The organism is Acidobacteriota bacterium, assembly GCA_016700075.1.
GTDB lineage: Bacteria > Acidobacteriota > Blastocatellia > Pyrinomonadales > Pyrinomonadaceae > OLB17.
Genome location: CP065000.1, coordinates 1940890 through 1965823, shown reverse-complemented (window position 1 = coordinate 1965823; position 24934 = coordinate 1940890). Strand labels below are relative to the sequence as shown.

16 protein-coding genes are annotated in these 24934 nt (G+C 53.6%); 11 read left to right on the top strand and 5 right to left on the bottom strand.

All coding sequences use genetic code 11. From position 1 onward, the window contains the following. The first annotated feature begins 8 nt into the window (after window positions 1-8). From IPM50_08790 to IPM50_08755, 8 genes are all read left to right on the top strand, one after another. Window positions 9-2252 (top strand): PD40 domain-containing protein, encoded by a 2244-nt coding sequence (locus IPM50_08790; protein ID QQS31783.1) that lies wholly within the window; start codon window positions 9-11, stop codon window positions 2250-2252. Between the two features lie 106 nt (window positions 2253-2358). After that, window positions 2359-2601 carry a hypothetical protein gene (locus IPM50_08785; protein ID QQS31782.1) on the top strand — a complete coding sequence of 81 codons (243 nt, stop codon included), beginning with the start codon at window positions 2359-2361 and terminating at the stop codon, window positions 2599-2601. Beyond that, window positions 2549-3025, top strand: coding sequence for a hypothetical protein (locus tag IPM50_08780; protein ID QQS31781.1), 477 nt, complete (start codon window positions 2549-2551; stop codon window positions 3023-3025). Before IPM50_08785 ends, IPM50_08780 begins: the two co-directional genes overlap by 53 nt. Window positions 3026-3305: 280 nt before the next feature. Next, entirely contained in the window at window positions 3306-3875 is a 570-nt protein-coding gene (locus IPM50_08775; GenBank protein QQS31780.1) for a sel1 repeat family protein, read from the top strand. A 157-nt stretch (window positions 3876-4032) separates the two neighbouring features. Then, window positions 4033-4809 carry a hypothetical protein gene (locus IPM50_08770; GenBank protein ID QQS31779.1) on the top strand — a complete coding sequence of 259 codons (777 nt, stop codon included), beginning with the start codon at window positions 4033-4035 and terminating at the stop codon, window positions 4807-4809. A 67-nt stretch (window positions 4810-4876) separates the two neighbouring features. Further along, the gene (locus tag IPM50_08765) at window positions 4877-6235 is read left to right on the top strand and encodes an FAD-dependent oxidoreductase (GenBank protein ID QQS31778.1); all 1359 of its coding nucleotides are present in this window, start codon (window positions 4877-4879) and stop codon (window positions 6233-6235) included. 234 nt (window positions 6236-6469) lie between these two features. After that, window positions 6470-9451, top strand: a complete 2982-nt coding sequence (locus tag IPM50_08760) for a TonB-dependent receptor (GenBank protein QQS31777.1) — start codon at window positions 6470-6472, stop codon at window positions 9449-9451. Between the two features lie 239 nt (window positions 9452-9690). Continuing rightward, window positions 9691-13536, top strand: a complete 3846-nt coding sequence (locus tag IPM50_08755) for a carboxypeptidase regulatory-like domain-containing protein (protein ID QQS31776.1) — start codon at window positions 9691-9693, stop codon at window positions 13534-13536. A 79-nt stretch (window positions 13537-13615) separates the two neighbouring features. On the opposite strand, the gene IPM50_08750 is transcribed toward IPM50_08755, so the two are convergent. From IPM50_08750 to IPM50_08740, 3 genes are all read right to left on the bottom strand, one after another. Beyond that, a complete protein-coding gene (locus IPM50_08750) occupies window positions 13616-15682 on the bottom strand; it encodes a tetratricopeptide repeat protein (GenBank protein ID QQS31775.1) in 2067 nt (688 codons plus the stop codon). A gap of 85 nt (window positions 15683-15767) precedes the next feature. Beyond that, window positions 15768-16058 carry a Dabb family protein gene (locus tag IPM50_08745; GenBank protein QQS31774.1) on the bottom strand — a complete coding sequence of 97 codons (291 nt, stop codon included), beginning with the start codon at window positions 16056-16058 and terminating at the stop codon, window positions 15768-15770. Then, entirely contained in the window at window positions 16059-16511 is a 453-nt protein-coding gene (locus IPM50_08740; protein ID QQS31773.1) for an SRPBCC family protein, read from the bottom strand. It abuts the gene before it with no gap. A 329-nt stretch (window positions 16512-16840) separates the two neighbouring features. On the opposite strand from IPM50_08740, the gene IPM50_08735 reads away from it, so the two are divergent. Continuing rightward, the gene (locus IPM50_08735; protein QQS31772.1) at window positions 16841-17998 is read left to right on the top strand and encodes a hypothetical protein; all 1158 of its coding nucleotides are present in this window, start codon (window positions 16841-16843) and stop codon (window positions 17996-17998) included. Here IPM50_08735 and IPM50_08730 read toward each other — a convergent pair. Beyond that, a complete protein-coding gene (locus tag IPM50_08730) occupies window positions 17984-19504 on the bottom strand; it encodes an amino acid decarboxylase (GenBank protein ID QQS31771.1) in 1521 nt (506 codons plus the stop codon). The two genes, IPM50_08735 and IPM50_08730, sit on opposite strands and share 15 nt — an antisense overlap. A gap of 182 nt (window positions 19505-19686) precedes the next feature. Here IPM50_08730 and IPM50_08725 point away from each other — a divergent pair, with 182 nt between their 5' ends. Next, window positions 19687-21348 (top strand): alanine:cation symporter family protein, encoded by a 1662-nt coding sequence (locus IPM50_08725; protein ID QQS31770.1) that lies wholly within the window; start codon window positions 19687-19689, stop codon window positions 21346-21348. A gap of 67 nt (window positions 21349-21415) precedes the next feature. Next, complete coding sequence (locus IPM50_08720; protein QQS31769.1) at window positions 21416-22843, top strand: DASS family sodium-coupled anion symporter; 1428 nt, start codon at window positions 21416-21418, stop codon at window positions 22841-22843. Between the two features lie 95 nt (window positions 22844-22938). Here IPM50_08720 and IPM50_08715 read toward each other — a convergent pair whose 3' ends face one another. Continuing rightward, window positions 22939-24918: a peptidyl-prolyl cis-trans isomerase gene (locus tag IPM50_08715; GenBank protein ID QQS31768.1), complete on the bottom strand. Its 1980-nt coding sequence runs from the start codon at window positions 24916-24918 to the stop codon at window positions 22939-22941. Window positions 24919-24934 lie beyond the last annotated feature (16 nt).

The window sequence follows — 24934 nt, the reverse complement described above, 5'->3', positions numbered from 1 at the left end:
CAAGCTAAATGATTGAGCAGACACGGTTTATATTTGGAGAATTTGAGCTCGATACGGTTCGCCGACGGCTACTAAAAAGCGGTGAACAGGTGCCGTTGAGTTCGCGAGCCGTGGATCTGCTGATTGTTTTGATCGAAAGACACGGTGCGGTCCTATCAAAAGACGAGCTTTTCGAACGCGTTTGGCCAGGTCAATTCGTCGAGGAAAACAATCTTTCCGTACAAATATCCGCCATCCGAAAAGCCCTCGGTGACAATATTGACGCATCGAGTTTCATCATTACTGTACCGGGCACGGGATATGGTTTTGTAGCTGATGTCGCCCCGGCAATCGACGACACAGAATTGGTGATCGAAAGTCACACACGCTCGACGGTCATCGTCGAGGAACATATTGAAGAAGATGTGAGTTATGTGGACGATAGGTCAGCATCGCCGTCCAACTATCTTGAAGGTCGCCGCCGACCTATGCGACAGATCGGGCTCGCGGCCGCAGCTCTAATGTTGGTCACGATCTTTGCCGGCGGATATGCGTTTAGGGCTCTATTATTCGGCGGATCTACGGCTGCGGGCGGCTTTTCAAAACACAAAGTTAGACAGCTAACCACAAATGGCAAGGTCGGCAGAGCCGCATTGTCGCCTGATGGAAAGATGTTCGTCTATACGATCGACGATCTAGGGAAAAAGAGCTTATGGCTTGGCTACGTCGCAGGCGGCAATCATTTGCAGCTATTAGAGCCGGCACAGATCCAGTTTCGCGGGCTTACGTTCTCACCGAACTCAGAAAGTATCTATTTTTCGACGGTCGAAGACAGAAATTCTAAGAGCACGTTATACAAGATACCGGCCTCCGGCGGTCCGCGGTCACAGATAATGACAGGTGTCGGGCGATTCTCGATCTCACCCGACGGCGAAAGGGTCGCATACACGACACGAAATACAGACGAAGGTTCCATCGATATAATGATCACCGGCCTCAACGGGTCTGAGACTGAGGTCGTAACATCGGTAACGTCCGGTGTATCGACGATTCCGGGAACAATATCGTGGTCGCCGGACGGCAAAAAGCTGGCATTTAGCCGAATAGCATCGTCGACAAAAATCGGATACGAGCTAGTCACTGTTTCTGTGGATGGTTTAGATATTCGCTCCATTTTGGTTCCCGGCCTCAGTGAGATCGCAACGACGATATGGGGCCGCGAAGGTAACAGCATAATCGTTACGGCTCGTGAGAAAAATGAACAGTCGTCCGTTCCTCAATATCACCTCTGGAACGTAGCCCTGCCCAATGGCGAACTGAGCAGGATCACGACGGATAGGAGCAACTATGGTGCATCGTGGCACAACGACTCAGGCGAATCATTGAGCATATCGTCGGATGGGGAAAAATTGTTGGCCGTGGAACATCGTCAGGTCACAAACATCTGGGTCGCCCCCATCAGCGATCTAAAGTCAGCCGTACAGATAACGGACGGTTCTTTTGGCAAATACGACGGGCTCTGGGGCCTGGATTGGTCCCCGGACGGACGGCTCATCTATACGACATCGGACACACAAAGCCAGTTTTTGGCCCGCATAAACCCGGACGGTTCCGATCATCGCCCTCTAACAGCACCGGGAAAGATCGACAGTGTTTTGACGGTAACCAATGACGGGCGTTATGTGTTGTTTCATTCGAATCGCGGCGGTGAAGATGGCTTTGATATATGGCGGATGGATATTGACGGGTCAAACATCAAGCAACTGACATTCGGCGGCCAAGGGTTTCAACCAACGGTCTCGGGCGATGGAAAATGGGTCTATTACATCTCCATTATAGACGGGTCGAGAGAGCTTGCCAGAGTCTCGATCGACGGCGGCGACCCGGAGTCGATCTACAAAGGTGAGGTTTTCTGGCCAAGTGCGTCTCCGGACGGCAGGCTGATCTCGATAGCAGAAATAACCGAAAGGCGTCAAACAATTATCCTGTCCACCGACACGCATCAGATCTTGTATCGGTTTGGTATACCTCCGGACGCCACTCATTTTATGGGAGCTCGATGGACCCCGGACGGGCGATCGATCGTCTTTCGAGATCTAAATGCCGGATACTGGATCCAGCCGCTAGACAGCGAAACCGCGATACCAATGGAGGGCGTGCCAAGCGAACGGCTGTATAACTTCGCTTTTTCAAAGGATGGCGGCCAATTCGCCTTTGTCCGCGGCAGAGAAACTCGTGATGTCGTACTACTCGAGCCCCAGATCGAAAAGTAGCATTCGATCACGAGGTGCAAAAAACGAACATTTTTAATGGACCACTCGATTTGCGAGATCGTTACGACGATAATCTAGTGACAAAAAGCGTGATAAAATATAGGTTGTGAACGCGAAAACCACGAAATACGTAGATGATAAGGGACGACTCGTAATGGCCCGTTGGGGAAAGCTAAGCGAGTCGGATGACCGCTCATTCGACATCGAGTTTTGGCAGAGCCTTACAGACGGACAACGCATGGCGGCTATGTGGGAATTGGTCGAAACTGCTCATAGACTCAAAGGGGGCAAACTGGATGAACTCAGACTTCAGCGATCTGTTGGTGGCTTTAAACGACGCCGGCGCTGAGTACCTTGTCGTCGGCGGATACGCGGTTGGAAAACACACTGAGCCTCGTTACACCAAAGATCTGGATGTGTGGATAAACAATAGCCGAGAAAACGCTGAGCTAGTTTTGCAGGCTCTCGCTGCCTATGGAGCGCCGGTCAAGGGCGCTACTGCCGATGACTTCACCGGCACCGATAAGTTCTTCCAGATTGGCGTAGAGCCCGTGAGGATCGACGTCATTTCGGACCTGCCAGGGGTTGATTTCTCGGAATGCTGGGAAAACCGAGTTGTCGCCGATGTAGACGGGCTATCGGTGAACTTCATTTCATTGCCAGATTTGATCCGCAATAAGGAGTTCGTAGGCAGGCCGCGCGATCTCCGACACGTGAAAGAACTCCGAAAAAAGATGGAAATGTATGGCGAGTCCGAACCGAAAAAGGAATGACTGGTCGTCCAAGCCCGACTACCTAGAACGCCTCTGCCTGCTGCTCAACTGTACGCCGAACGACCTCTTCGACTGGAGCGAGGACGGCAAAACCGTCGTCCACGACACCCACGCCCTCCGCACCCTCATCAAACAAAAAGACGACATCCAAACCACCCTCCGCGTGCCTCCCGCTCGATAAACTGGAAAAGCTGGGTGAGATGCTTGAGGAGTTAAACAGTGACCGAGAGAAACAATGAGTGAGAATCGGGCACCCGCGACAGTTAGGGTTAATTAGGATATGGCAAATCAACAACACTTCACAAAGTGCTTATTTTACGGGCTTATTCTGCTAATTCTTTCACAAACAATTTTAGTTGGGCAAAATACGAGATTCGACGATCTTCGTGAAAGAGCTAGGCAGAATGACGTTGATGCACAAAACGAACTTGGCATTGCCTACTTTAATGGTACGGGCGTCCGGCCAAATCGTAAGAGGGCTGTCTACTGGTTTAGAAGAAGCGCCGAGCTTGGCTACGCTATCGGGACGTGCAATCTAGCACTACATTACTTTCGCGGTTGGGGCGTTCCTAAAGATAAAACTCTCGGTCTCAAATATGTTTTTGCCGCCAACGCTTTAGATGGTTTGAAATGCCATCCAACCGACTTCATTGAGCTCGCCAAGCCGACGGAGTGTCAACAGAAGATAGCATGGGATGCAGCAGTGATATGGCTGCGAGCACATCCGGACTTCAAGAACAATTTCGGGAAGAAACAATGGATGGATCAAAATAGCGATTATCCGATAAACTTAAGAGAAGGAAGTGAAGTGACTAAATTCCCGATACGAAGCAAAAAGAGGTGTTATTAGAGACTGCCAAAATGTGAATACCATTAAAATAGTGAAGCCATTTTGTCTAACCGGGACGTCAGCGAACTTCAATGAACCGCACCCATCCGGCCCGCAAACTCCCGCTCGATAAACTGGAGAAGCTGGGCGAGATGATGGCTCAATTGAAACAAAACGAATGAGCAGAGGAAAACTTGACGAAGAAACAGCTAAGAAGGTTGAAGATGAACTGCCTAATGTTGATGTAGTGAGGTGTTCATCTCTCGAACTGAACCCGGATTTAATCTCAATTGGTTTTCCGGTCGGTAGTTCATTTCCCATTGCCGCTGTTTGCCTTCACGACGCAACATCGGTTTTGCAAGAAGCAAGATATGCACTGCTGGAAGCTATTGCACATTTGGTTTGGTATCGAGTTAAGAACAACCCACCCAACGAATATCTCGCTCTATTCTTCGGTAAGTTTTATGCGGACGATGTAGCCCTTCGCCTGTATGCTGCTGCCGAACATCTCGCTAACGCAATAATTAACATTCTTGATATTGAGAGCGACATTGCGGATTTTAAGAAGTCAAAAAAGCTCGGCGTTTCGAGTCAACAAGCAATCGTTGGCAAATACTTAGCTAAGAACCTACCAACTCACAAAATCACCAAAGCCATTCTTTCCTTAAGAGATTCGCAGGATTGGAAGAAGACGAGGGACTATCGCGACGCTTGGGTACACCAAAAGCCGCCTATTATTAAAGGTTTAGGCATTAATTATCAACGTAGAAACAGGCTGAAAGTTACTAACAATATGATGGGCGTAACCTTCGGCTCGGGTGATGAGGCAGTGTACACCGTAGACGAACTTCTGAATTTCATGAAACCATCATTGTACTTGCTAACTGATGCGACGTCGCAAATTGTCGAGCATTTTATTAATTATCTAAATGAGAATCTGCTGAAAGACTTCTGACAATATATTATCTATCGTCAGGTTAGGGTTTGTTCGTTATGATTTTTTGGTTCTATAATCTTCGCAAATGAAAAAAACAGATCGGCGCGGGTTTCTGAAGATATTGGGGGCGGCTTCGGCGGGGGTTGTGTTAGCGCCGAACATTTTGGCGCAGCGGCGAAAGAGAACGTGTGTGATCGTCGGGTCGGGGCTTGCAGGGTTGTCGGCGGCTTTGAAACTTAAAACTGCGGGTTGGAATGTGACGGTGCTTGAGGCTCGAAATCGCATCGGCGGGCGTGTGTTTTCGCACGTAATGCCGAACAGCGACGGGCTGATATGCGAGCTCGGTGCCGAATGGGTCGGCGAGAGCCACGAGCGCATCATCGAGCTTTGCAAGGAATTCAATATTCCGCTGCAAAAGCATCAGTTCGAGGATCACCTGCTCAGGAACGGCAAGCATTCGCGGCCCGGTACGTGGGATCTGTCGCCGCAGGCAAAGACGGCTTTTGAAAAGATGATCGCCGGCTATGAAAAGCTGACCGCTGCACAAAAACGCCGTCTGGACAGCAAGGATTGGTGGACGCACCTGTCGGATATCGGTTTTACGCGCGACGATCTGATACTTCGCGACCTGGCTGACAGCACTGATTTTGGCGAATCCATCCGTCACGTCTCGGCATTTTCGGCTCTGGCGGAATATGCGGAATCGAGCCCGAAAAACGAGATGGATTACAAGATGACCGGCGGCAATTCGCGGCTCATTGACGAATTCGTCAAACGCGTCGGTGCTGAGAATATTCGAACCGGCATGAAAGTTTCCGAGATAAACCAGCGTGCGGGCGTTGTCACTGTAAAGGTCGGCGACGAGAGTTTCCGGGCTGACGCTTGTATCTGCACGGCGCCGGTTGCGAGCCTCAGAAAGATAAAATTCACCCCGCCGATGCCTGCGGTGCAACGAGATGCTGCTGACAAACTAAGCTACGCACGCATCGTCAAAAATTCCGTACTTTACGAGAACCGTTTTTGGAAGGACGACAATTTCTCGATGGTCACGGACACGACGTCGCATTACTATTTCCACTCTACGCAAAAACAGCCCGGCGATATGGGCATCTTGACCGCGTACGCGATCGGTGAAAAGGCTGACGTGCTCGCCTCGCAAGACGATGCGCGACGTATGAAGGTCATCACCCGCGACCTTGTTGACTTTGACCCGAACGCACCGTCGCTCGGCCGCGGCATCGCGTCATACGCGTGGCAGCGTGACGAATATACCGAGGGTGCGTATGCACTTTATCGTCCGGGGCAATGGTTCGGCATTCGCCCAATCCTCGCACGTCCGCACGGCAAGGTATTATTCGCCGGTGAACATCTCGCCGATTGGCAGGGCTTTATGGAAGGCGCCATAAACACCGGCGAAGACGCCGCCGACAGCTTTATAAAATAGACACTTTCAGATCACGGATACAGCTCTTGCCTCGAGTATGAGGCGAGGGCTGTTTTCGATTTAACAAACACTTAACATCGCATTCACACCTTGTTAACTTTCCTGAAATAGTTTTGGATATTGCAGCCCATTTTTCGAAAAAGAATATCCAAAATCAATGCAGAAATGTTGTGGCCGAACGGCCTGAATGCAGCTTTTGGAAGCCAATTTCAAATTATTTCAGGAGTATTTTTAATGTTAACAAGATACGGATTACCCAGAGTGCGGATGTTCGCATTCTTTGCTTTAATTCTGTTGCCGATCGGCGTTTTCGGCCAATCCGACGCCGGTAGCGCCGCGCTCGAGGGCGTCGTCCGCGATCAGGCCGGAGCGGTCATCCGGGGAGCCACCGTGGTTATCAAGAATCGCGATACGAATTTGGAAAGGACCGTTACTACAAATCAGAACGGCCTTTTCTCAACCAGCGTTCTGCCCGTCGGCCGATATATTGTCACAGCAAAAAGCACCGGTTTTGCGGACGCACAGGTCGGTGTAACTTTGACAGTCGGCGAGAGCACGCCCGTAGAGATCCAAATGTCGGTCGAAGGGGCGACCGCGGTTGTGGAAGTTACCGACAGCACTGATACGCTGGAGACCGAGTCGGCGTCGGCGGGAACCACTATCGCACCGAGGTTGGTCGCGGATCTGCCGGTACGCGGACGCAATTTTACGGAATTCGTCCAGCTGACGCCTGCTGTCATTCAGGAGGGCGACCGCAGCGGACTCGTAATTTCCGGTCAGCGTTCGATCAATTCGAACGTCGCCGTTGACGGCGCCGATTTCAACGATGCGCTGCAGGGCAACCAACGCGGCGGTAACGAAGCCGTTTTCTTTTTCCCACAAACAGCCGTTCGCGAATTTCAGGTCGTGCGCTCAGGCGCTACTGCCGAGGTCGGCCGCACCGGAGCCGGATTTGTTAACGCCGTTACCAAATCGGGTACGAACGAGATCAGCGGTGAGGCTTTCTTTTTCAATCGCAACAGACGGCTGACGTCGCCTGATGCTTTCGGCCAGGAGCAGGACAACGCTCAGAACCAGTTCGGCGGCTCTATCGGCGGTCCGATCGTACGAAACAAAGTTTTCTATTTCTTCGGCATCGAGCAGAACTTTTTACGCGTTCCGTTCTTTGTTAAATTCGACACAATTCCCGGACAAGTAGTTCCGGCGAACATCTTGGCCTACGAAGGGCCGGCACGCGGCACGAACAATCCGACAGCGACGTTCACGCGCATCGATTGGGCACTGAATCCGCGGCATTCGTTGAAAGTACAGCACACGTACACGCGTTTCCGCGGTGAGAACTTCAACTTTGAGAATCCGCGTCAGAACGTAGCGGTCGAGGGCAACTACACCAGAAAGAACACAAGCAACGGCATAAAATCAGGCCTGGTTTCCGTGATCAATCCTAACCTGATCAATGAGTTTCGCTTTCAGGTCGCAACGGACAAACGTCTCGAGGATCCGAATACGAACATCGGCCAGGCCGTTATTGCAAACTTCGGAACGCTCGGCGGCGACCGTTCGCGGCCTCGAAGATTTGAGACCGTCAGAACTCAGCTGTCCGACAATATCAGTTACGACACGGGCCGAAACAAGATGCGTTTCGGTGTGGATATAAACGTAAACCAGGTGCGTCAGCAGCGGGAATCGAACACGCAGCCGCGCTTCGATTTTGAAAGCCGCACGGTCAGCGGAAATCTGGTGTCTACATCGCTCGACAACTACCTAAACGGCCGGCCGCGTCGATTCCGGCAGACATTTGCTTCGAGCGACCCGAACGATCTTATCTATCGCGGTACAGTTAAGGAGTTCGCTCTTTTCTTTCAAAATCGTTTCAAGGTCAGCAGTTCACTCAAGATCAATTTCGGTCTTCGGTGGGAAGCACAGATCAATCCGCAGCCCAAGAAACCGAACCTCGCGATACCGCAAACAGCACGCATTCCCAACGACGTCTCACAATGGCAGCCCCGTGCGGGACTGACGTATGACGTCGGCAATCGCGGTACGACCGTCATACGCCTCTCGGCAGGAATTTTTGCAGCTCGCACGCCTGCAAACCTGTTCCAGCGTGTATCTACGAACAATGGGCTTACGGTCAGCGAAGTTGAGATAGCCGAAACGACCGCCTGCCGAAACTCAACGGTCGTCAACCTTGCGAACTGCAATCTCCGCGGGCCAAACGCCATAGTCACGTATCCGAACGGCCTTGCGACCCTGCCTACGAACTTTATCGTAAAGCCCAGAGTATTTGGGTTCGATCCAAACTTCAGGAACCCGAGGTCATTCCAGGCTTCGGCAACGGTCGAGCAGCGTATCGGTGCTGACCTCGTGCTGACGGTCGGCCTCATAAGGCAGTCCACATGGAACCTGCAGCGAAGGATCGACCGCAATCTGTTCCCGCCGACACTGCAGGCAAGCGGATTCCCGATATTCTCGACAACGCGCCCGAACACGGCGATAAATCAGCTTGAGATCAACGAATCGTCGGCGCACTCGGATTACAACGCGTTGACCGTTTCGCTGCGTAGGCGATTTGCAAAGCGCTATCAGTTCGAAACGAATTATACTTGGGCGCGAAACCGCGACGACGATTCGAATGAACGCAACTTCTCGCGTCAGCCGACCTTGAATCCTTTCAACCTCAAGCTCGAAGCGGGCCCGTCGAAACAAGATGTTCGTCACAACCTGAACGTAAGCGGATTGGTCGATCTGGGCCGCGGATTTACGCTTAGCGGCATTATCGTTACGCGTACCGGTTTCCCATACACAGCGGTCATTCAGGACGGTGAGGATTACAGCAGCGACCTGAACGATGCCAATGACCGGGCCGTCGTCAATGGGGTCGTATCAGGCCGTAACGCATTTCGACAGCCGAATTTCTTCAATCTTGATGTTCGGCTCCTGAAGGCATTCAGGTTGGGCGAAAACAAGCAGCTCGATATTTCGGCTGAGGTTTTCAACGTCACCCGCAATACAAACAAAGGTTTCGGTGTGGACGCGATCAGCAATTTCTGCACGGGTACGCCGTCGCTTGCGAACCCGTCCAATCCGCTGAACATTACCTGCCCGACCGGCCTTTTCCCATCGGTGCTGGCCGATGTGCCGTATTCGGCACCGTCAACAGCCCGATTCGGCGGACCGCGCCAGGTGCAGCTCGGAGCAAGATTCCGCTTTTAGTCGAAAGACCTTTTTATCTCCGCTAGCCCTGACATTCGGCTGAATGTCAGGGCATTTTTCTGTCCGAAACAATTCACATAATTTTATCAGCGATTTAACTTCTCATTAACCCGGCAGGCATATTCTCTCATTTGCTTTCAAGGAATATTAGGGAGAACGGGCGTATCGGCCGGCATAGAAGGCCGATCGTATGCAGCTCTAAACAGTTTATTATCAATAGTTTCCATATAGGAGTAACCATGAGATCGAGCATCTTTTCATTGATCTTGGCAATTGCTGCAATTGCAATATTCACGCCGGCTGCGCAAGCTCAGGCGACAGGCACGCTGACAGGTACGGTTCGCGACGCGAACGGTGCCGTCATACAGGGGGCGGCCGTTACGGTTCGCAATTCAGCCACTAATGTAACCCGCAATGTTGTGACCGACAGCGACGGCCGCTGGACGGTCAACGTTCTGCCGGTCGGCATCTATTCAGTTTCATATGATAAAGAAGGCTTCAAGAAAGCCGTAAGCGGCAATATAGAGGTTGAAGCATCGGTGATCCGAACCGTAGATGTGACCATCGACGTCGGCATCTCGGACGTATTCGTAGATGTATTGGCTGAGCAACCGCTCGTTCAGGCTGAATCGCCCGCAATTTCGCGACAGATCAGCGGTGAACAGCTTATCAGGACGCCGACATCTACACGCAGTTTTACGGGCCTGCTTGGCTCCGAAGCCGGTGTGTCGTCAGAACTCGCACCTGTCGGAGTGAACGGCAGCGGCAACATCTCGCCGTCTGTGAACGGTACGCGAACGACATCGACGAGCCTCTTCTTTAACGGAGTGGATGCGACCAACATCACAAGCAACGAGGGTTCGCTCAACGACAACATCTCGCCGGCACCGGAAACGCTCCAGGAAGTGAAGCTCCAGACATCGCTTTACGATGCGTCAACTGGTCGCAGCGGCGGCGGCAATTTCCAGCTTGTTACGAAATCCGGCGGCAATAGCCTAAACGGTTCTGCCTATTATTATCTGCAGAACAAGCGATTCAATTCTAACGAATTCTTTCTGCAGGAAAGCGGCAATGAAAAACCGCAGGCCGACAGAACAGAATTCGGTTTTACTTTGGGCGGTCCCATAAAGAAGGACAGGGCATTCTTTTTCGGCGGATATCAGTTCACCGATGCGGTAACGGGGCTCGTCTCGACGGCACGCACACGCACTATTCTCCCGCTCGCCATGACAGCACTCGGCACTGACCGTTCGAAAGCTGCGTTGGCGGCCGCGTTCAACCAGTTCAATGGCTGTGCAGGAGCGAACTGCCTCACGGCGGCTGACATCTCGGACGTGGCGTTCAAGATATTCAATCTTCGCAACCCCGTTACCGGCGGTTTCTATCTTCCTACGCCTACACTGTTTCGACCGCTCGGCATTGTCGATCAGACAGGAACAGGTTCGTACCAATACGGCAATTTCCCGTCAATTACGACGCGGACCATCCAGCGAAATAATCCGCTTATCGAAGTGATATCGGTAGAGCCCTCATCTTTCAGGCAGCACCAATTCACAACACGTTTGGATGGACAACTTACGGAGAATAACAATCTCAGCGGAACGTTCTTCTTTTCGAATTTCCCGGGCCTTGATTCGTTCCCGGATCCCAGCTCGCTCGTTTCGCCGACCACGCTTCGCAAGAACGACCGAAACCGAACACTCTCGATCGGCAACACTCACATCTTCTCGCAAAACGTCGTTAACGAAGTTCGGTTCGGGTATTTCTATTTGAACAATACCCGCGGGCTGACCGAGGATTTTTCCACCGGTGATTTCACGAACGCCTTCATCGGCGTGACCAACCCGGCATCGACCTTTGACAACAGCGTCGCAACGACGCGCCTTGGCCACTATATCGGTCGCAACAACATCTCCAATTTCTCGTTCGGCGGCCCGAATGATTCATTTAACCGCCGCAAACAGGCAACTTGGAGCATAAGCGACAACCTTAGCTGGACAGCAGGAAAACACAGCATCAAATTCGGCGGTGAATTCAAACAGCACCAATACGACACCAATCTGCCCGAGGAACAGGCGACCGAATTCGAGAAGTTCGACTCGTTCACACAGCTTTTGACAGGCAACGCGACCGAAGCCGACACGCAGTACGGCATCACGGATAAGAGCTTCCGATTCCGCGACCTCGGCTTCTACTTCACCGACAACTGGAAGGTCACACGAAAATTGACGGTGAATGCAGGTGTTCGCTATGAGCTATTCATGTGGCCCGAGGAAAAGAACGGCCGCATCGGCAACTTTGATCTCAAGCCTTGGCTTCCATGTTTTGCTCCGACCGGCGGCACAAATGCATTGTGCGACAATCCTTCTTCGGGATTCATCGTGCCTAAGAATGTCGCCACGACAGGCAATGCGGTTGTTGACGGTGCCATCAACGCTACACAGGTGGTCGACAGCAATCATACGCTGAACGGACAGGACCTGAATAATTTCGCTCCTCGCGTCGGTTTCGCGTACGCATTCAGTGATCGAGTGGTGGTCCGCGGCGGATACGGAATGTTCTATGATCGGCCCTCGGCTGCGTTCATCAACACTATCTTTTCAAATTATCCTTTCCTTCGTGAGGTTGAGATAACGGTGCCGAGCGGCAACGTAAGCATTCCGACGGCATTCTCGGGTGTACCGACCAACATCCCGCTAAATCAGTGGCTGCCGTTTCGCATCATCCGTGCGACAGGTGTGAATGGGGCTTACCAGATCCGCGATAATACACCTGTTTTTGTGGATTCACGAGGTGTTCCGCAAAACGCTCCGGGCTTGACTTGCGATCCGCTGACAGGAAACGGATGTATTCGCGGAAACATTGCTGAGACATTTGAGTTTCGTGCCATCGACCGCGATCTGAAGACGCCTTATGTACATCAATGGAACGTCGGTGTTCAGTACGAATTCATGAAGGACCTGATGTTTGAGGCCCGCTATGTCGGGACAAAGGGCAAGAACCTGCTGATCGCAAGGGCACTCAACCAAGGCTTCGATCTGAACGACCCGAACACGCCGGACCATATTTTCGAGCGTTTCAATCAGGCGTATGTCGCCGCAGGCTCGCCGAACGGCCCGCTCAACGCAGGCTCGACGGCCCGTGCACGCGGCCTCGGCCGTGCGTTCGGCTTTCTTAACACTGTCACTAATCAGACAGATCTGAACCTTTCGTCGGCGAATGGAACGATCATCAACTTTGAGGCCCGCGTACCGATCCTCGGTTTCAATGTGCCTGAGGCGTTGCTGCTGGAATCAAAGGGCACTTCGGACTATCACGGCGGGCAATTCAGCTTGACGCGGAGAATGTCCAAAGGGCTGCAGGCAAACGTATCTTATACGTTCTCAAAGTCCATCGACATTATGTCGACCGATCCCGGCAGCACGGCGGGCAGCGGAAAACCCGACGTCCCGAACAGCGGCTTCATCGCACAGGGCGATTCGAACAACCTTGCAAACAACAAGGGACTTTCGGATTTCGACAGAACGCACCGTTTCAGCACCAACTTCGTCTGGGAGGTTCCGAACGGCAACAGCAGCAGCAGGCTGACGAACGGCTGGGTAGTGAGCGGCTTCTATCAGTGGCAGTCGGGTTCGCCGTTCACGGTCTTCGCTTCCGAGCCCGAGATCGCGAACGCGTCGCAGCTGACCAGCGTCACGCGCGGAGCGGGCGGACTGTATCGTGCGGGATTCGGCAGGCCGAATATCACATGTTCGGCAGATCAGGCGATCGGCAATTACAGCACCGGAAATCTGAACGTCATTAACACAGCCTGTTTCACTTCTGCTTTCGGATCTTGGGGCAACCTCGGACGCAATACGTTCCGCGGCCCTTCGCAGAACCGTTTCGACGTTAGCTTCGGGAAAAACACGCGTATAAACGAGCGTATGAGTTTCGAGGTAGGTTTTGACTTCTTCAATATATTCAACACCATCAACCTCGGTAATCCGAACAGCGACCTGCAGGATTCTGTTGATTTCGGTCAGATCACCAACACCGTTGGCGGACCTCGCGTGGGACAGTTCCGTGCAAAGTTCCGCTTCTAATAACTCCTGCGGTTGAGAAACTGAAAGAGGCTGCCCGAAAAAGGCAGCCTCATTTTTTATTTCCAATTACCGCAATTATCTAACGGCCTGAATTTAGCAGACGCTCACGTGGGTCGTACGGGTTGGCCAAATAGCGTTTTACCGCGTCCTGAGCGTTATCATAGTTGTCGCCGCCGGTTTCTGCACGCTTATACGCGGCAACGGCACGAACGCGGTCGCCTTTTGCGTCATAGGCATTTCCCATTTTGATGAACGACCAAACCTCCAGCCACGCGGGATTGAGGTTGCCTGACAATGATGCCTTGAAATTGTCGATGGCGACATCGTAGTTTCGCTGTTCCAAGAACAGCAGGCCGAGATGGTAATAGATCCATGAATTCGAGCGGTCCAGCTTCAGTGCCGCTTCGAATTGTTGCTGTGCCTCGACATAGTTACCTTCTTTGAACTGCTCAATGCCGCGTCGAGCTATGGACGACACACGAAGCTCGGGTGAGATACGCAGGACCTTGTAGCCCGGATCGATGATGACAGCAAGCGGCTTGCCGTCGGTTTCGATACGGAAATCAGCACTTGCCTCGTCAATACGCAGCGTTTCAAGGTGAATGCCCTGCTCGCCCTCAGAACGGAGCTGGATGTCAACGGGAAGGCGAAGATTGTCGTAGTTCTGTTTTACCGTGCCGCGGGCGACGAACTTGCCGGACCGCGTCCGCAGGATCTCGTAATCGGCGGTGAATTCGGGTACGCCCGTTCCTTCGACCCAACGAGCGAAAAAGTAACGCATGTTTTGGCCGGCGATTCGCGAGGTCAGGCGTTCAAAATCATCGATCCCGGCGTTCTTTCCGCGAAATTCCGACAGGTACGTTCTCAAAAGCTCTTCGAACTTCGCTTCGCCGAGTGTGTCACGGAGCAGCTTGAAGACAAAGGCACCTTTGCCGAACATTATGTACTGATAGGCAGTGCTCTGGTCATCCAGGTTGGCCGGAGCACGCAGCAAAGATGCCGTCTGTTCAAATGTGAGCGACCTTTCAAGGAGTTCGCGGCGGAGTTGGTCCAGCTTTGCAGGTTCCAGTCCGGCTTCACGGAGTGTGAAAGCGCTGTACTCCGCAAGGCCCTGCGATAGCCAAACGTCGTCAAACGAACGCAGTCCGACAGTCATTCCCCACCATTGATATGCGGCCTCACGCTGCAGACGTGTGAGCGTTACTTCGCGTGCCTCATCAAACTGACGGGCGCCTATGAACAGCATTCCGGGTGCTGAATAAAATTCCAGGCTCTCGTCATCTATCTGAACTACCTTGAGCGTGTTTCCGGTCGCAGCCGCGCCGAATCGCCGGGAATATTCAGACATAGCCTTTCCGAGCGTCTCTCCGTATCTGGCTACTTGGTCGTCCGTGCCGGGGCGTGTGTAAAATACTATCTCCTGATCAGCCAAACGCAGCGATCGCGGGGTGAAACGCGTGTATGCGATATTGCCGGGAAGCGACGGCGAGGTCTGAACGAAGCGGTATTTACCTGCGGCCGCAGGCATTTGCGTATCGGAAAATCCGGCCACCTGATAGCCGGCAGGCAACGAGATCGTAACGTCCGACGTCGCCAGGTCTGCCGCGTAATCATTAAAAGGGAACCAGCGTGCGGCATACATCAAATAGCCGAGGTCATTGCCTATAAATGCGAGCCGTTTCGCAAGCAAAGGGCCACCGGCAGGCCCATCCAAAACCCCTGCGTACTTGAAACGCAGAGTAACGGGCGTCCCCTTTGCAGCGGTCTCTCCGATGTCAACACGGACGTGCGGACCTAGGTCGCTGGCGTTGGTTGGATCCTGAACGAAGGTAATATTATTCACCGCGGCCGGCGGTTGTGCTCCGCGAGGCGGCGTTCGCGGTGTCGGAGTCGGAACGGCTCCGGGCGTGATCTTTGTGATCGTGTCGATCTTTAGCGAGCCGTTGAGTTCAAATGCGAACGACCTCGAATCCTCAAGCGGGACGAAAGTAACGTCCACTGTGGCGGCAATTCGACGGTCGTTCGGGCTCAATGTGGCGTCGATGACGTAGTTCTGCACGTCAAACGGTGTGCGTTTCACGGTCTGCGCCGAGGCGCCGACAGCCGCAGCCGCTATCATTATCAATATCGAAAATCTTTTCTTCATTTGTCGGATCCAATAAACACTTATTAAATACGGTCTTTAAGATGTTTTGCGCGTCAATATCGTTTGCCCGATGCGCAGTGCGGCGTTATGTTTCAAAGTCAACAGAAACGGCACGCTCGGCTATCTCGCGGCCCATTGCCGCGACCTTTTGATGTTCAGGATGTATCGTGTAGTTCTCAAGAGCATCGCGGCCCGTGAACTTTATCACAAGCCCCGTGTCGAAAGAGCGGTCAAGTCCCAAGATATCGGCCCCGACGTCGAGGCTTTCGATACCGGCGACGATATCGCTCAACGCGCGAAGGCTTTCGATATGCTTAGTTCGCATTTCCGGCGTTGTTTCGGGTTTGTATTTCCAACAGACAATATGGATGAGCATTTAATCTTCAGTTTCGCACCATTCTTTAGTCGCCTTGTGACGAAATTCGAACATCTTCTCGATCCGCGGCAGAATGAAAAGCGGTGCCGCAAGATCGCCGATAAATGACAACGGCGGTTCGAACTCGATCTCGTCGCGAAGCACGGCACCTTCAGCGTGCGGTTCGACGATGTGTTTGTGCCGCCAAGAGGCGAACGGCCCCGAGATCTGTACATCTTCAAACATCCGGGGCGGATCGTAAGCCGTGTGTTCTGCTACCCAGCGGGTCGGGACGATGCCGAACAGCTTTTGCTCGATTATCGCACGCGAACCGACCTTTGAGATATCGGCGCGCTCAACGATCTTTGCGTCTTCCCACGGCGGAACGAGCCGGTCAAATGCGTCGTCGAGTTCGTGAAAGGCAAAAACGCGCTCGGGCGAAGCGTGAATGATGGTTTCCTTTATATACTTCATACGTCACGTTTTCTTGGCGAACTTTGCGGCAAACGTCCGCGGGTTCGTTCAGGTTTCAAACGCATACACTCGACCTCCCGCAAAGCCGCGAAGCTACAAAGGAACCGCAAAGAAGAATGTTCACGATCACCGTGCGAAACTCTCTCCTTGGCGCCTTTGCGAAAGAACTTTGCTCCTTTGCGGGAAAGGCCCGCCGAATCATTCAAGTATCAAGAGCAAATGCTCGACTTTCCCGCCAAGCCGCCAATTGTTACCGGGCGCAACCGAAACCGCACGTTGCGGCGAATATACTGATATCTGATTCGCACAAAACGCGACAGCGGATTGTTATGATAAACGATTTCTTCAAGCCACTGGAAAATTTCGCCTCCGCGGCACTAGACGGCATCACGGGCATCTTCGCTCCGGAAAAGCCTCTGCGCACAGAATACGCCAGCGACGAACTGCGGCTGCCCGACGCGTTTTTCGCTCAGCCGGACGCACAGACCGAATGGTGGTATTACACCGGCCATTGCGAAACCGCGAGCGGGCGAAAGCTTGGCTTTGAACTTGTCTTTTTCAAACGCCGCACCGACCTCGACAAACTCGGCCCAGTGCCGATGTCTCTGCTTGCGAACCCGATCTACGCGGCTCATTTTGCCGTGACGGATATTACACGCGGGCTTTTCCAATACGATCATATTCGCAGCTTCGGCGGACAGTTGGATATTCCTGTTTCGATGAGCGAGCGTTCGTTCGATGTGCAAATGGGCGATTGGTCGGTTCGCGAGGTCGGCGGGAAACACGTCCTGCATGCAGCGCTGGACGGCGTCGTTTTCGATATCATCCTCGAACCCGCGAAACCGCTTGTCCTCAACGGCGACGACGGCAACGGTGTCAGCCGCAAGATGAAGGGCGTCTCACGGCATTTTTCGTACACGCGTATGAACGCCGTCGGCACCATCACCACGATGGGCCGCACGGAAAATTTCACAGGCTCGGCGTGGATGGACCGCGAATACGGCGCCTGGGAACAGACGAATTGGGATTGGTTCAGCATACAATTCGACGACCGCACTGAGCTGATGATCTATCAATTCAGGACCGAGAGCGGCGAGGCGAACGGCGATTCGACCGGCACTTTTGTTGACGCCGACGGCAATTGTAAATATCTGACGCGGGCAGAATTCGAGATCGAAACTTTGGGCACGTGGAAGAGCTACTCGACAGGAGTTGAATTTCCGAGCGGTTGGCGCGTCCGTGTGCCGAGCATTGACATCGAGATCGAGGTAAAGCCGCTGCTGAAAGACCAGGAACTCGACACACGCGGGACGACGATGGTCGTCTACTGGGAAGGTGCATGCAGCGTCGCGGGGCGAAAAGGGAGCAGCGACATCGGGGGAAATGCCTACGTTGAGCTTGTCGGCTATGACCGCACGCATGAGGAACTCGACGTGATGACATTCCTCTTCAGGGATCCGCTGCGACGCGTGTCACGCCTTTTCTAAAGCGGCGGCTAGGTGTTCGTTCAGCAGCCGCCATACCTTTTCGAGATGGCGCTCCTCGACGCGGATGCTGCCCACAGAAAGCCGCAGCGTGTATTTGCCGTTGAGTTTTGTGTGCGACAGATACGCCTCGCCTGAGGCATTGATGGCGTTCATGATCCGCTCGTTGAGTGCGTCGAGCTCGGCATCAGACATTCCGGCCTGTTTTGCTCGGAAACAGACGAGTGCAAATGGCACCGGAGCCATCATCTCGAAATCGTCGGACGCAGCGACCCACGAAGCGAAACGCTCGGCAAGGCGGCAGTGTTCGCGGATGCGCGTCGTCAGGCCTTTGACGCCGAAATAGCGGATCACGAACCACAGCTTAAGCGCACGAAAACGCCTTCCAAGCTGAATCCCGTAATCCATACCGTTCTTTACGGCCGGCTCGTCGTTCGTTTTGAGATACTCGGCGACCAACGAGAATGCACCTTTCAGTTCGCTTAGGTCGCGGCAATAAAGCACCGACAGATCGAACGGCGTGAAAAGCCATTTGTGCGGATTGAGCACGATGGAATCGGCGCGTTCCCAACCGCGGAACAGCGGCCGCTTTTCTTCAAGCAAAGCCGCGGGTCCGGCATAAGCGGCATCAACGTGCAGCCAGATGCCATATTTTTCGCAGATGTCGGCAATGGCATCGACGGGATCGACACTCGATGACGATGTCGTGCCGATGGTCGGAATGACGCAAATGGGAATGTGACCGGCCTCGATGTCGTCTTCGATAGCTTCGGCGAGAAGTTCGGGGATCATCTCGAAGCGTTCGCTGCAGCCGATCTTTCGCAGGCTCTGCAGGCCGAGGCCGAGCGTGATGCAGGATTTGTCGATGGACGAATGAACGTGTTCCGACGTGTAAACGCGGAGCAGCGGCAGATCGGCGCGTCCGGACATGCCGTCACGGCGTATGTTCAAGTTTGACATTGCGGCTGCGTCGAGAGTATCGCCCTCACTTACGTGCGGGCTTCTGCAACTTGCTCTTTCGCGGGCGGCGGCGATGGCGTGCATCGTCGAAACTGACGCCGTATCGTAAATGATGCCTTCGAATTTGTCCGGCAGGCCCAGCATCTGCCGCAGCCAATCCAGCGTAACGTCCTCGAGTTCGGTCGATGCGGGCGACGTGCGCCACAGCATCGCCTTCATATCAAAAGCGGCTGAAAGCATCTCGCCGAAGATACCGACCGAGCTGGTTGACGTGGAAAACAGGCCGTGAAAATTCGGGTGATTCCAATGCGTGACGGCGGGCATGATCAGCCGATCGACATCGGCAAGTGCATTGTCGAAGTCTTCGCCTTCGCTTGGCGGCGATGCCGGAAGATTCTCTTTCAGCCAGCCGGGCTCTATCTGCGATAGCACGGGAAATTCTTCCAGATGCGCGAAATAATCCGCGATGCGGTCAACCATCGCATAGCCGTGGCGGCGAAATTCGTCCGCGGGCATATCGCCGAAATTCGTCTTGTTATTTTCGCTCATTGTTCTTTGTGATTTTACCCTGTTCAGTGCTCGACAACCTACCTAAATCGGTTATAATGCAACGGTAAATTTACAGATGCGGCAAATATCTTCTCCCGGCGCATTGCGGCTCTCGTGTGTAATTTTCGGCGACGTTCCGCCTGATGAACACGATACCGATACCCCAATTTTCAGAGGTAAAAATGAATAGAAACTTCTACCGATTCGTAACCGGACTGGTGTTTTCGATATTGCTTCCTATCGTCGCTTTTGCACAGGAAAAAGGGCTTGACGAAAGGATCGATGAGGCATTCAAGCCCGTCGCTGACGGCTTTGAGTCGCTTGTATTTTACGCTGCCCCGCTTCCCCCACCGTTCGATCTGCCGATCGTACTTTACCTCCTGATATTTGGGGCATTGTTCTTCACGCTCGCTTTCGGGTTTGTGAACATCCTGCGTTTCCCGCTGGCGATAAACGTCGTTCGCGGAAAGTATGACGAGATCGAAATGGCGGCCGACCCCGATCACGAAGAGCCGCACACGGCGGTCGAAAAACCTGATGTTTACGTCACCGAAGAAGGCGACGTAAAACGCACGATCCGCGACGAAGGCCAGCACGGCGAGGTCAGCCATTTTCAAGCACTCGCTACGGCCGTTTCGGGAACGGTCGGCTTGGGCAACATCGCCGGCGTCGCTATCGCGGTCGGCATCGGCGGTCCGGGTGCGACGTTTTGGATGATCATAGCCGGTTTGCTCGGCATGTCATCGAAATTCGTCGAATGTACTCTGGGTGTGAAATACCGCGATATAGATTCGGACGGCACGGTACACGGCGGCCCGATGTACTACCTCTCGCGTGGATTTCAGGACCTTAAAATGGGCGGGTTTGGTAAGCTGCTGGCTGTCATTTTCGCGATCTTCTGTATCGGCGGCTCGCTCGGCGGCGGTAACGCTTTCCAGGCGAATCAGGCGACCACCCAGATCACAACGATGCTCGGTATCGGCAGCGGCGGCGCCGCGAGAACGCTGATCGGCTTGGTCATGGCAGTTCTCGTCGCGGTGGTCATCATCGGCGGCATCAAACGCATTGCAAAGGTAACTGACAAGCTCGTTCCGCTGATGGCGATCGTTTACATCATCGCCTCACTCATTATCATTTTTGCCCACTTTACTGAAATACCGACGGCGATCGGAATGATCATCTCAGGTGCATTTACGCCTGAGGCCGGTGTCGGCGGTGTAGCAGGTGTCATTATCCAGGGCTTCCGGCGTGCGGCTTTCTCGAACGAGGCGGGTGCCGGTTCTGCGGCTATCGCCCACTCCGCAGTTAAAACGAAATACCCTGCCAGCGAAGGTCTCGTCGCACTGCTTGAGCCGTTCATCGACACGGTCGTTATTTGTACGATGACCGCTATCGTGATCGTGCTCTTTAATATGAAAGGCGATTTCTTTGTTTACGGCGGCGAGATGCTCAATGGGGCACGCAGCGTCGTTATCGAGGGCCAGGCGGTGAACGGCGTCGATCTCACTGCTCGTGCATATAATGACGTGCTGCCCGGATTTAACATCGTTCTGACGTTGGCCATCGTTATGTTCGCTTTTTCTACTATGATCTCGTGGTCTTACTACGGGCTGCAGTCGTGGAAATATCTTTTCGGGCGATCAAAGGCATCTGACCTGACGTTCAAGGTACTTTTCTGCCTGTTCGTCGTCATCGGTGCAGCGGCATCGCTCGGTTCGGTTCTTGCGTTCTCTGACGCGATGATCCTGGCGATGGTATTCCCGAACATGATCGGCCTGCTGTTCCTGTTCCCGAAGGTGCGGGAAGAGCTGAATCGTTATTTGAAAGCGATCAAAGGCGCGTAGCCTCTTTGCAGTTGTTCTTTACGGGGCCGTCTCTTGACCTAGGAGATGGCCCTATTTTTCTAAGGAAATGTCCAAACGCGGCGACATCGTGAATAAACTGTGGCGTTGGCTGGTGACGGTCGGCGTCGGCGTTGCGATAGCTTTCGCTCCTATTCCAGAAGGAATTACGCGCGAGGCCTGGACGCTTTTTGCCGTTTTCATCGCGACCATCGTCGGCTCGATAGTGCAGCCGCTGCCCGGTGCGGCGATGGTTCTCGTCGGCGTGATCGCGACCGTTGTTTTTGGTGCACTGAAGCCGGCCGAGGCTTTGAAAGGTTATTCCGAGCCGGTCGTATGGCTTGTTCTCGCGGCGTTCTTTCTATCCGTCGGGATGATAAATACGGGCCTCGGCCGACGCATCGCACTGCTGTTCATAAAAGCTATCGGGCGAAAGACGGTCGGCCTAAGCTACGCGCTGATCGGGACGGATCTCGTGCTGGCTTCGATGATACCTTCGAACGCGGCACGAAACGGCGGTGTCATACTGCCGATCGCACGCAGCATCTGCGAAACGTATGATTCGCGGCCCGATGACGGCACCGCAGGACGGCTGGGAACGTATCTGATGTCGCTGCTCTATCAGGCGGACGTCATCATCTGTGCGACGTTCATCACGGGACAGGCGTCGAACATCATCATCGCCGACCTCGCTCAAAAGAACGCCGGCGTCACGATCGGATACGCAGGCTGGTTCGCCGCGGCCATTGTTCCCGCAATTGTCTCGTTGATACTCGTGCCGTGGATGATCTTTCGCGTATCGCCGCCCGAGGTGAAAGAAACGCCCGAGGCGGCCGAATTTGCTGCTGCCGAACTTGAAAAGCTCGGCCCCGTAAAACGCAAGGAATGGCTGATGCTGGCGGTGCTGGTCTCGGTCGTCGTCGCCTGGACAACAAAAGATCACCTGCACTCGCTTGACACGGCCATCGTCGCGATGGCTGGCATCTGTGCACTGCTCGCATTCCGCGTGATCGATTGGCCGGACCTGATGGGCGAGCGGAATGCGTGGTCGGTTTTCGTCTGGTACGGCGGGCTCGTAAATATGGCGAACGCTCTGAGCAATACGGGCCTGACCAAACTATTTGCAGATACGGTCGGCGGTTATACGACGGGAATGTCGTGGGTCGTCGCGTTGGCGTTGCTCGCTCTTGTCTATTTCTACACGCATTATCTATTCGCTTCGATCACGGCACATGTACTCGCGATGTTCGTACCGTTCCTCGCGGTGACTGCCGCCGCGGGAGCACCGGCGGGGCTTGCTGTGCTGCTGCTCGCGTATTTCTCAAACCTCAACGCCGGGTTGACGCATTACGGCACGACGCCCGCACCTATCTATTTCGGCACAGGCTATGTCAAACAAGGCCTCTGGTGGAAGATCGGCCTGATCGCATCGGTCATCAACATCGCCATTTGGTCAACGCTCGGGCCGCTGTGGTGGAAGCTGTTGGGATGGTGGTGAAGCAGTTGAGAGAGGAGAGTTGAGAGTGTAGAGAAATGTGGAAAGAAAAAAGGCCGTCGCGAAAGACGGCTCTATAAGTATATTCTGTCCGGTAATTAGTTGAGCCCTGACTGCAGCTGCTGAGCCTTTGCGTCGATCTTAGCAAGTGCGGCATCATAAATGACGATCTTGCCGGCGGTTTCAAGTTTCTGACGTGCGGCGGCCAAATAGTCGTTGAATAGCGTCGCACGTTTGCGGCCAAGCATCTGGTCCATGATGCTCGAACGCTGCGTCGCGAAATCCTCACTCTTCGGATCTTCACGCTTTGTCACACCGACGATCATTTGATTGTCACCGATCTTTACGGGATCTTTCATGACGTCGCCAGACTTCATGGCAAAGATGGCCTTTTCAAGTGCCTCGCTGGTTCCCGCAGTCGGCCCTTCGCCTACAGGTGAACCGAGGACGAAATCTTTCTGGTCTTTTGCGGTGACGCCGTTTGCCGAGGCGATCGAGTTGAGGCCCGACGCCGTACCTGCACCTTGTGCGATCTTCTTGGCGATCTCGTCGATCTGAGCACGGGCCTTATCAAGTTTTACTACGTCAACGACCTTTGAACGGACCTCTTCGAATTCTGCGTCACGCGGCTCTTTCTTATCGACCAGCGTCGGGATAGCAAAACCGTTCTGTATCGGTGTGCGTTCGCCGATGTCGCCGACGTTTTCGAGAGGAGCGATGCCTTCTTCGAACTGCGGCGAAGTGCCGATCTCCGGCACGTCATCGCCCGGCTTTACGTAGCCGGTCTCGCGTATCATCTCGGCCACGCTCATGTTGGCCTGCGACGCAAAATCCTGAGCCGTCTTGTTGATGTCCTTGTTCTCTTTCAGGGCGTCAACAACCTTTTGTGCAAGCTCCGCGGCCGCTGTATAGGCTCGGCGGTTTCTCAGGCTGACCTCGATCTCTTTGCGGGCCTGTTCAAACGTCTTCGGTATCTCTTCACCGCGTCGGAGAATGAAATAGCGGCTCTGGTAAAGAATAGGTTCGCTGACCTCGCCGGGCTTCATCTTCAAGAGCCTCTGGTACGGGTCATCGGGCTTTGCAGGGTTTTCACGCACCGGGCCGCTGAGTTTTCCACCGCCCGCCGCGGTTGCGGGATCTTCGGAATAACCTTTTGCGATATCCGCGAATCCGGCTTCCGTCACTTCTGTACCGTCTTTTTTCAGCCGCTGGATGATCTCATTGGCACGCTGAAAAACTTCGCCTTCCTGATCGGGCCTGTTGACGCGAAGCACTATCTGCTGGCCGTTCACGCCGGAGATCTTCTTATCGGCGGGCAGTGCATCATATTCCGCACGCAGGTCTGCTTCCGGCAGCTGCAGCTTTTCACCGATCTTGTTCGTATTCACGAAGATATATTTGATCTTTTTCTGCGGAACGTTGATGTAATAGCTCGCCTTGTTCTTTTCAAAGTATTCCCGTAATTCGGCATCAGTAGGTGTGATACCCTTCGCCAGTTCCGACGGATTGATCGAAACATAGACAAGGTCGAATTTCGTGTTGCGGCGGTTGAATTCCTCCAGAACGGCCTCTTCCGAAACGGTAACGCCTGACGTGACGAACGCCTCAAGCTTTCTTGAGCTCAAACTGTCGCGGACGCTCTGCTCGTACATCGAGATGCTGCCGAACTGCTCCGTAATGTTCTGCTCGTAACGAGCCTGATCGAAGGGCTTTCCGTCCTCAGGTTTAAAGTCCTCGCGGATCTTTGCGGCAACTTCGGCATCGCTTGCCGTCAGCCCGAGTCGCGCCGCCTCGGCACGCGTGATACGGCTCGAGATCAGGCTTTCGAGAATGGTCTTTGCCGGATAGCTCTGGCCGCGGCTGAAGCGCTCGAAATTCTCTTTCTGCCGAGCTATCTCGCCGACCGTGATCGTATAGCCCGCGACCTTTGCCGCGGTCTCTTCGCTGGCGGCGAGATTAGCCAACGCCGTGTTCGGGTTCGGCGCATAAAAGAGCACAAGACTGCCGACCATGACCACGGCAAAAAGCAGAAGAACGAAATTGCGCGTCCTTTCGAGACGTGTGAAAAACTTTAGCATTTACAGTACACCTACG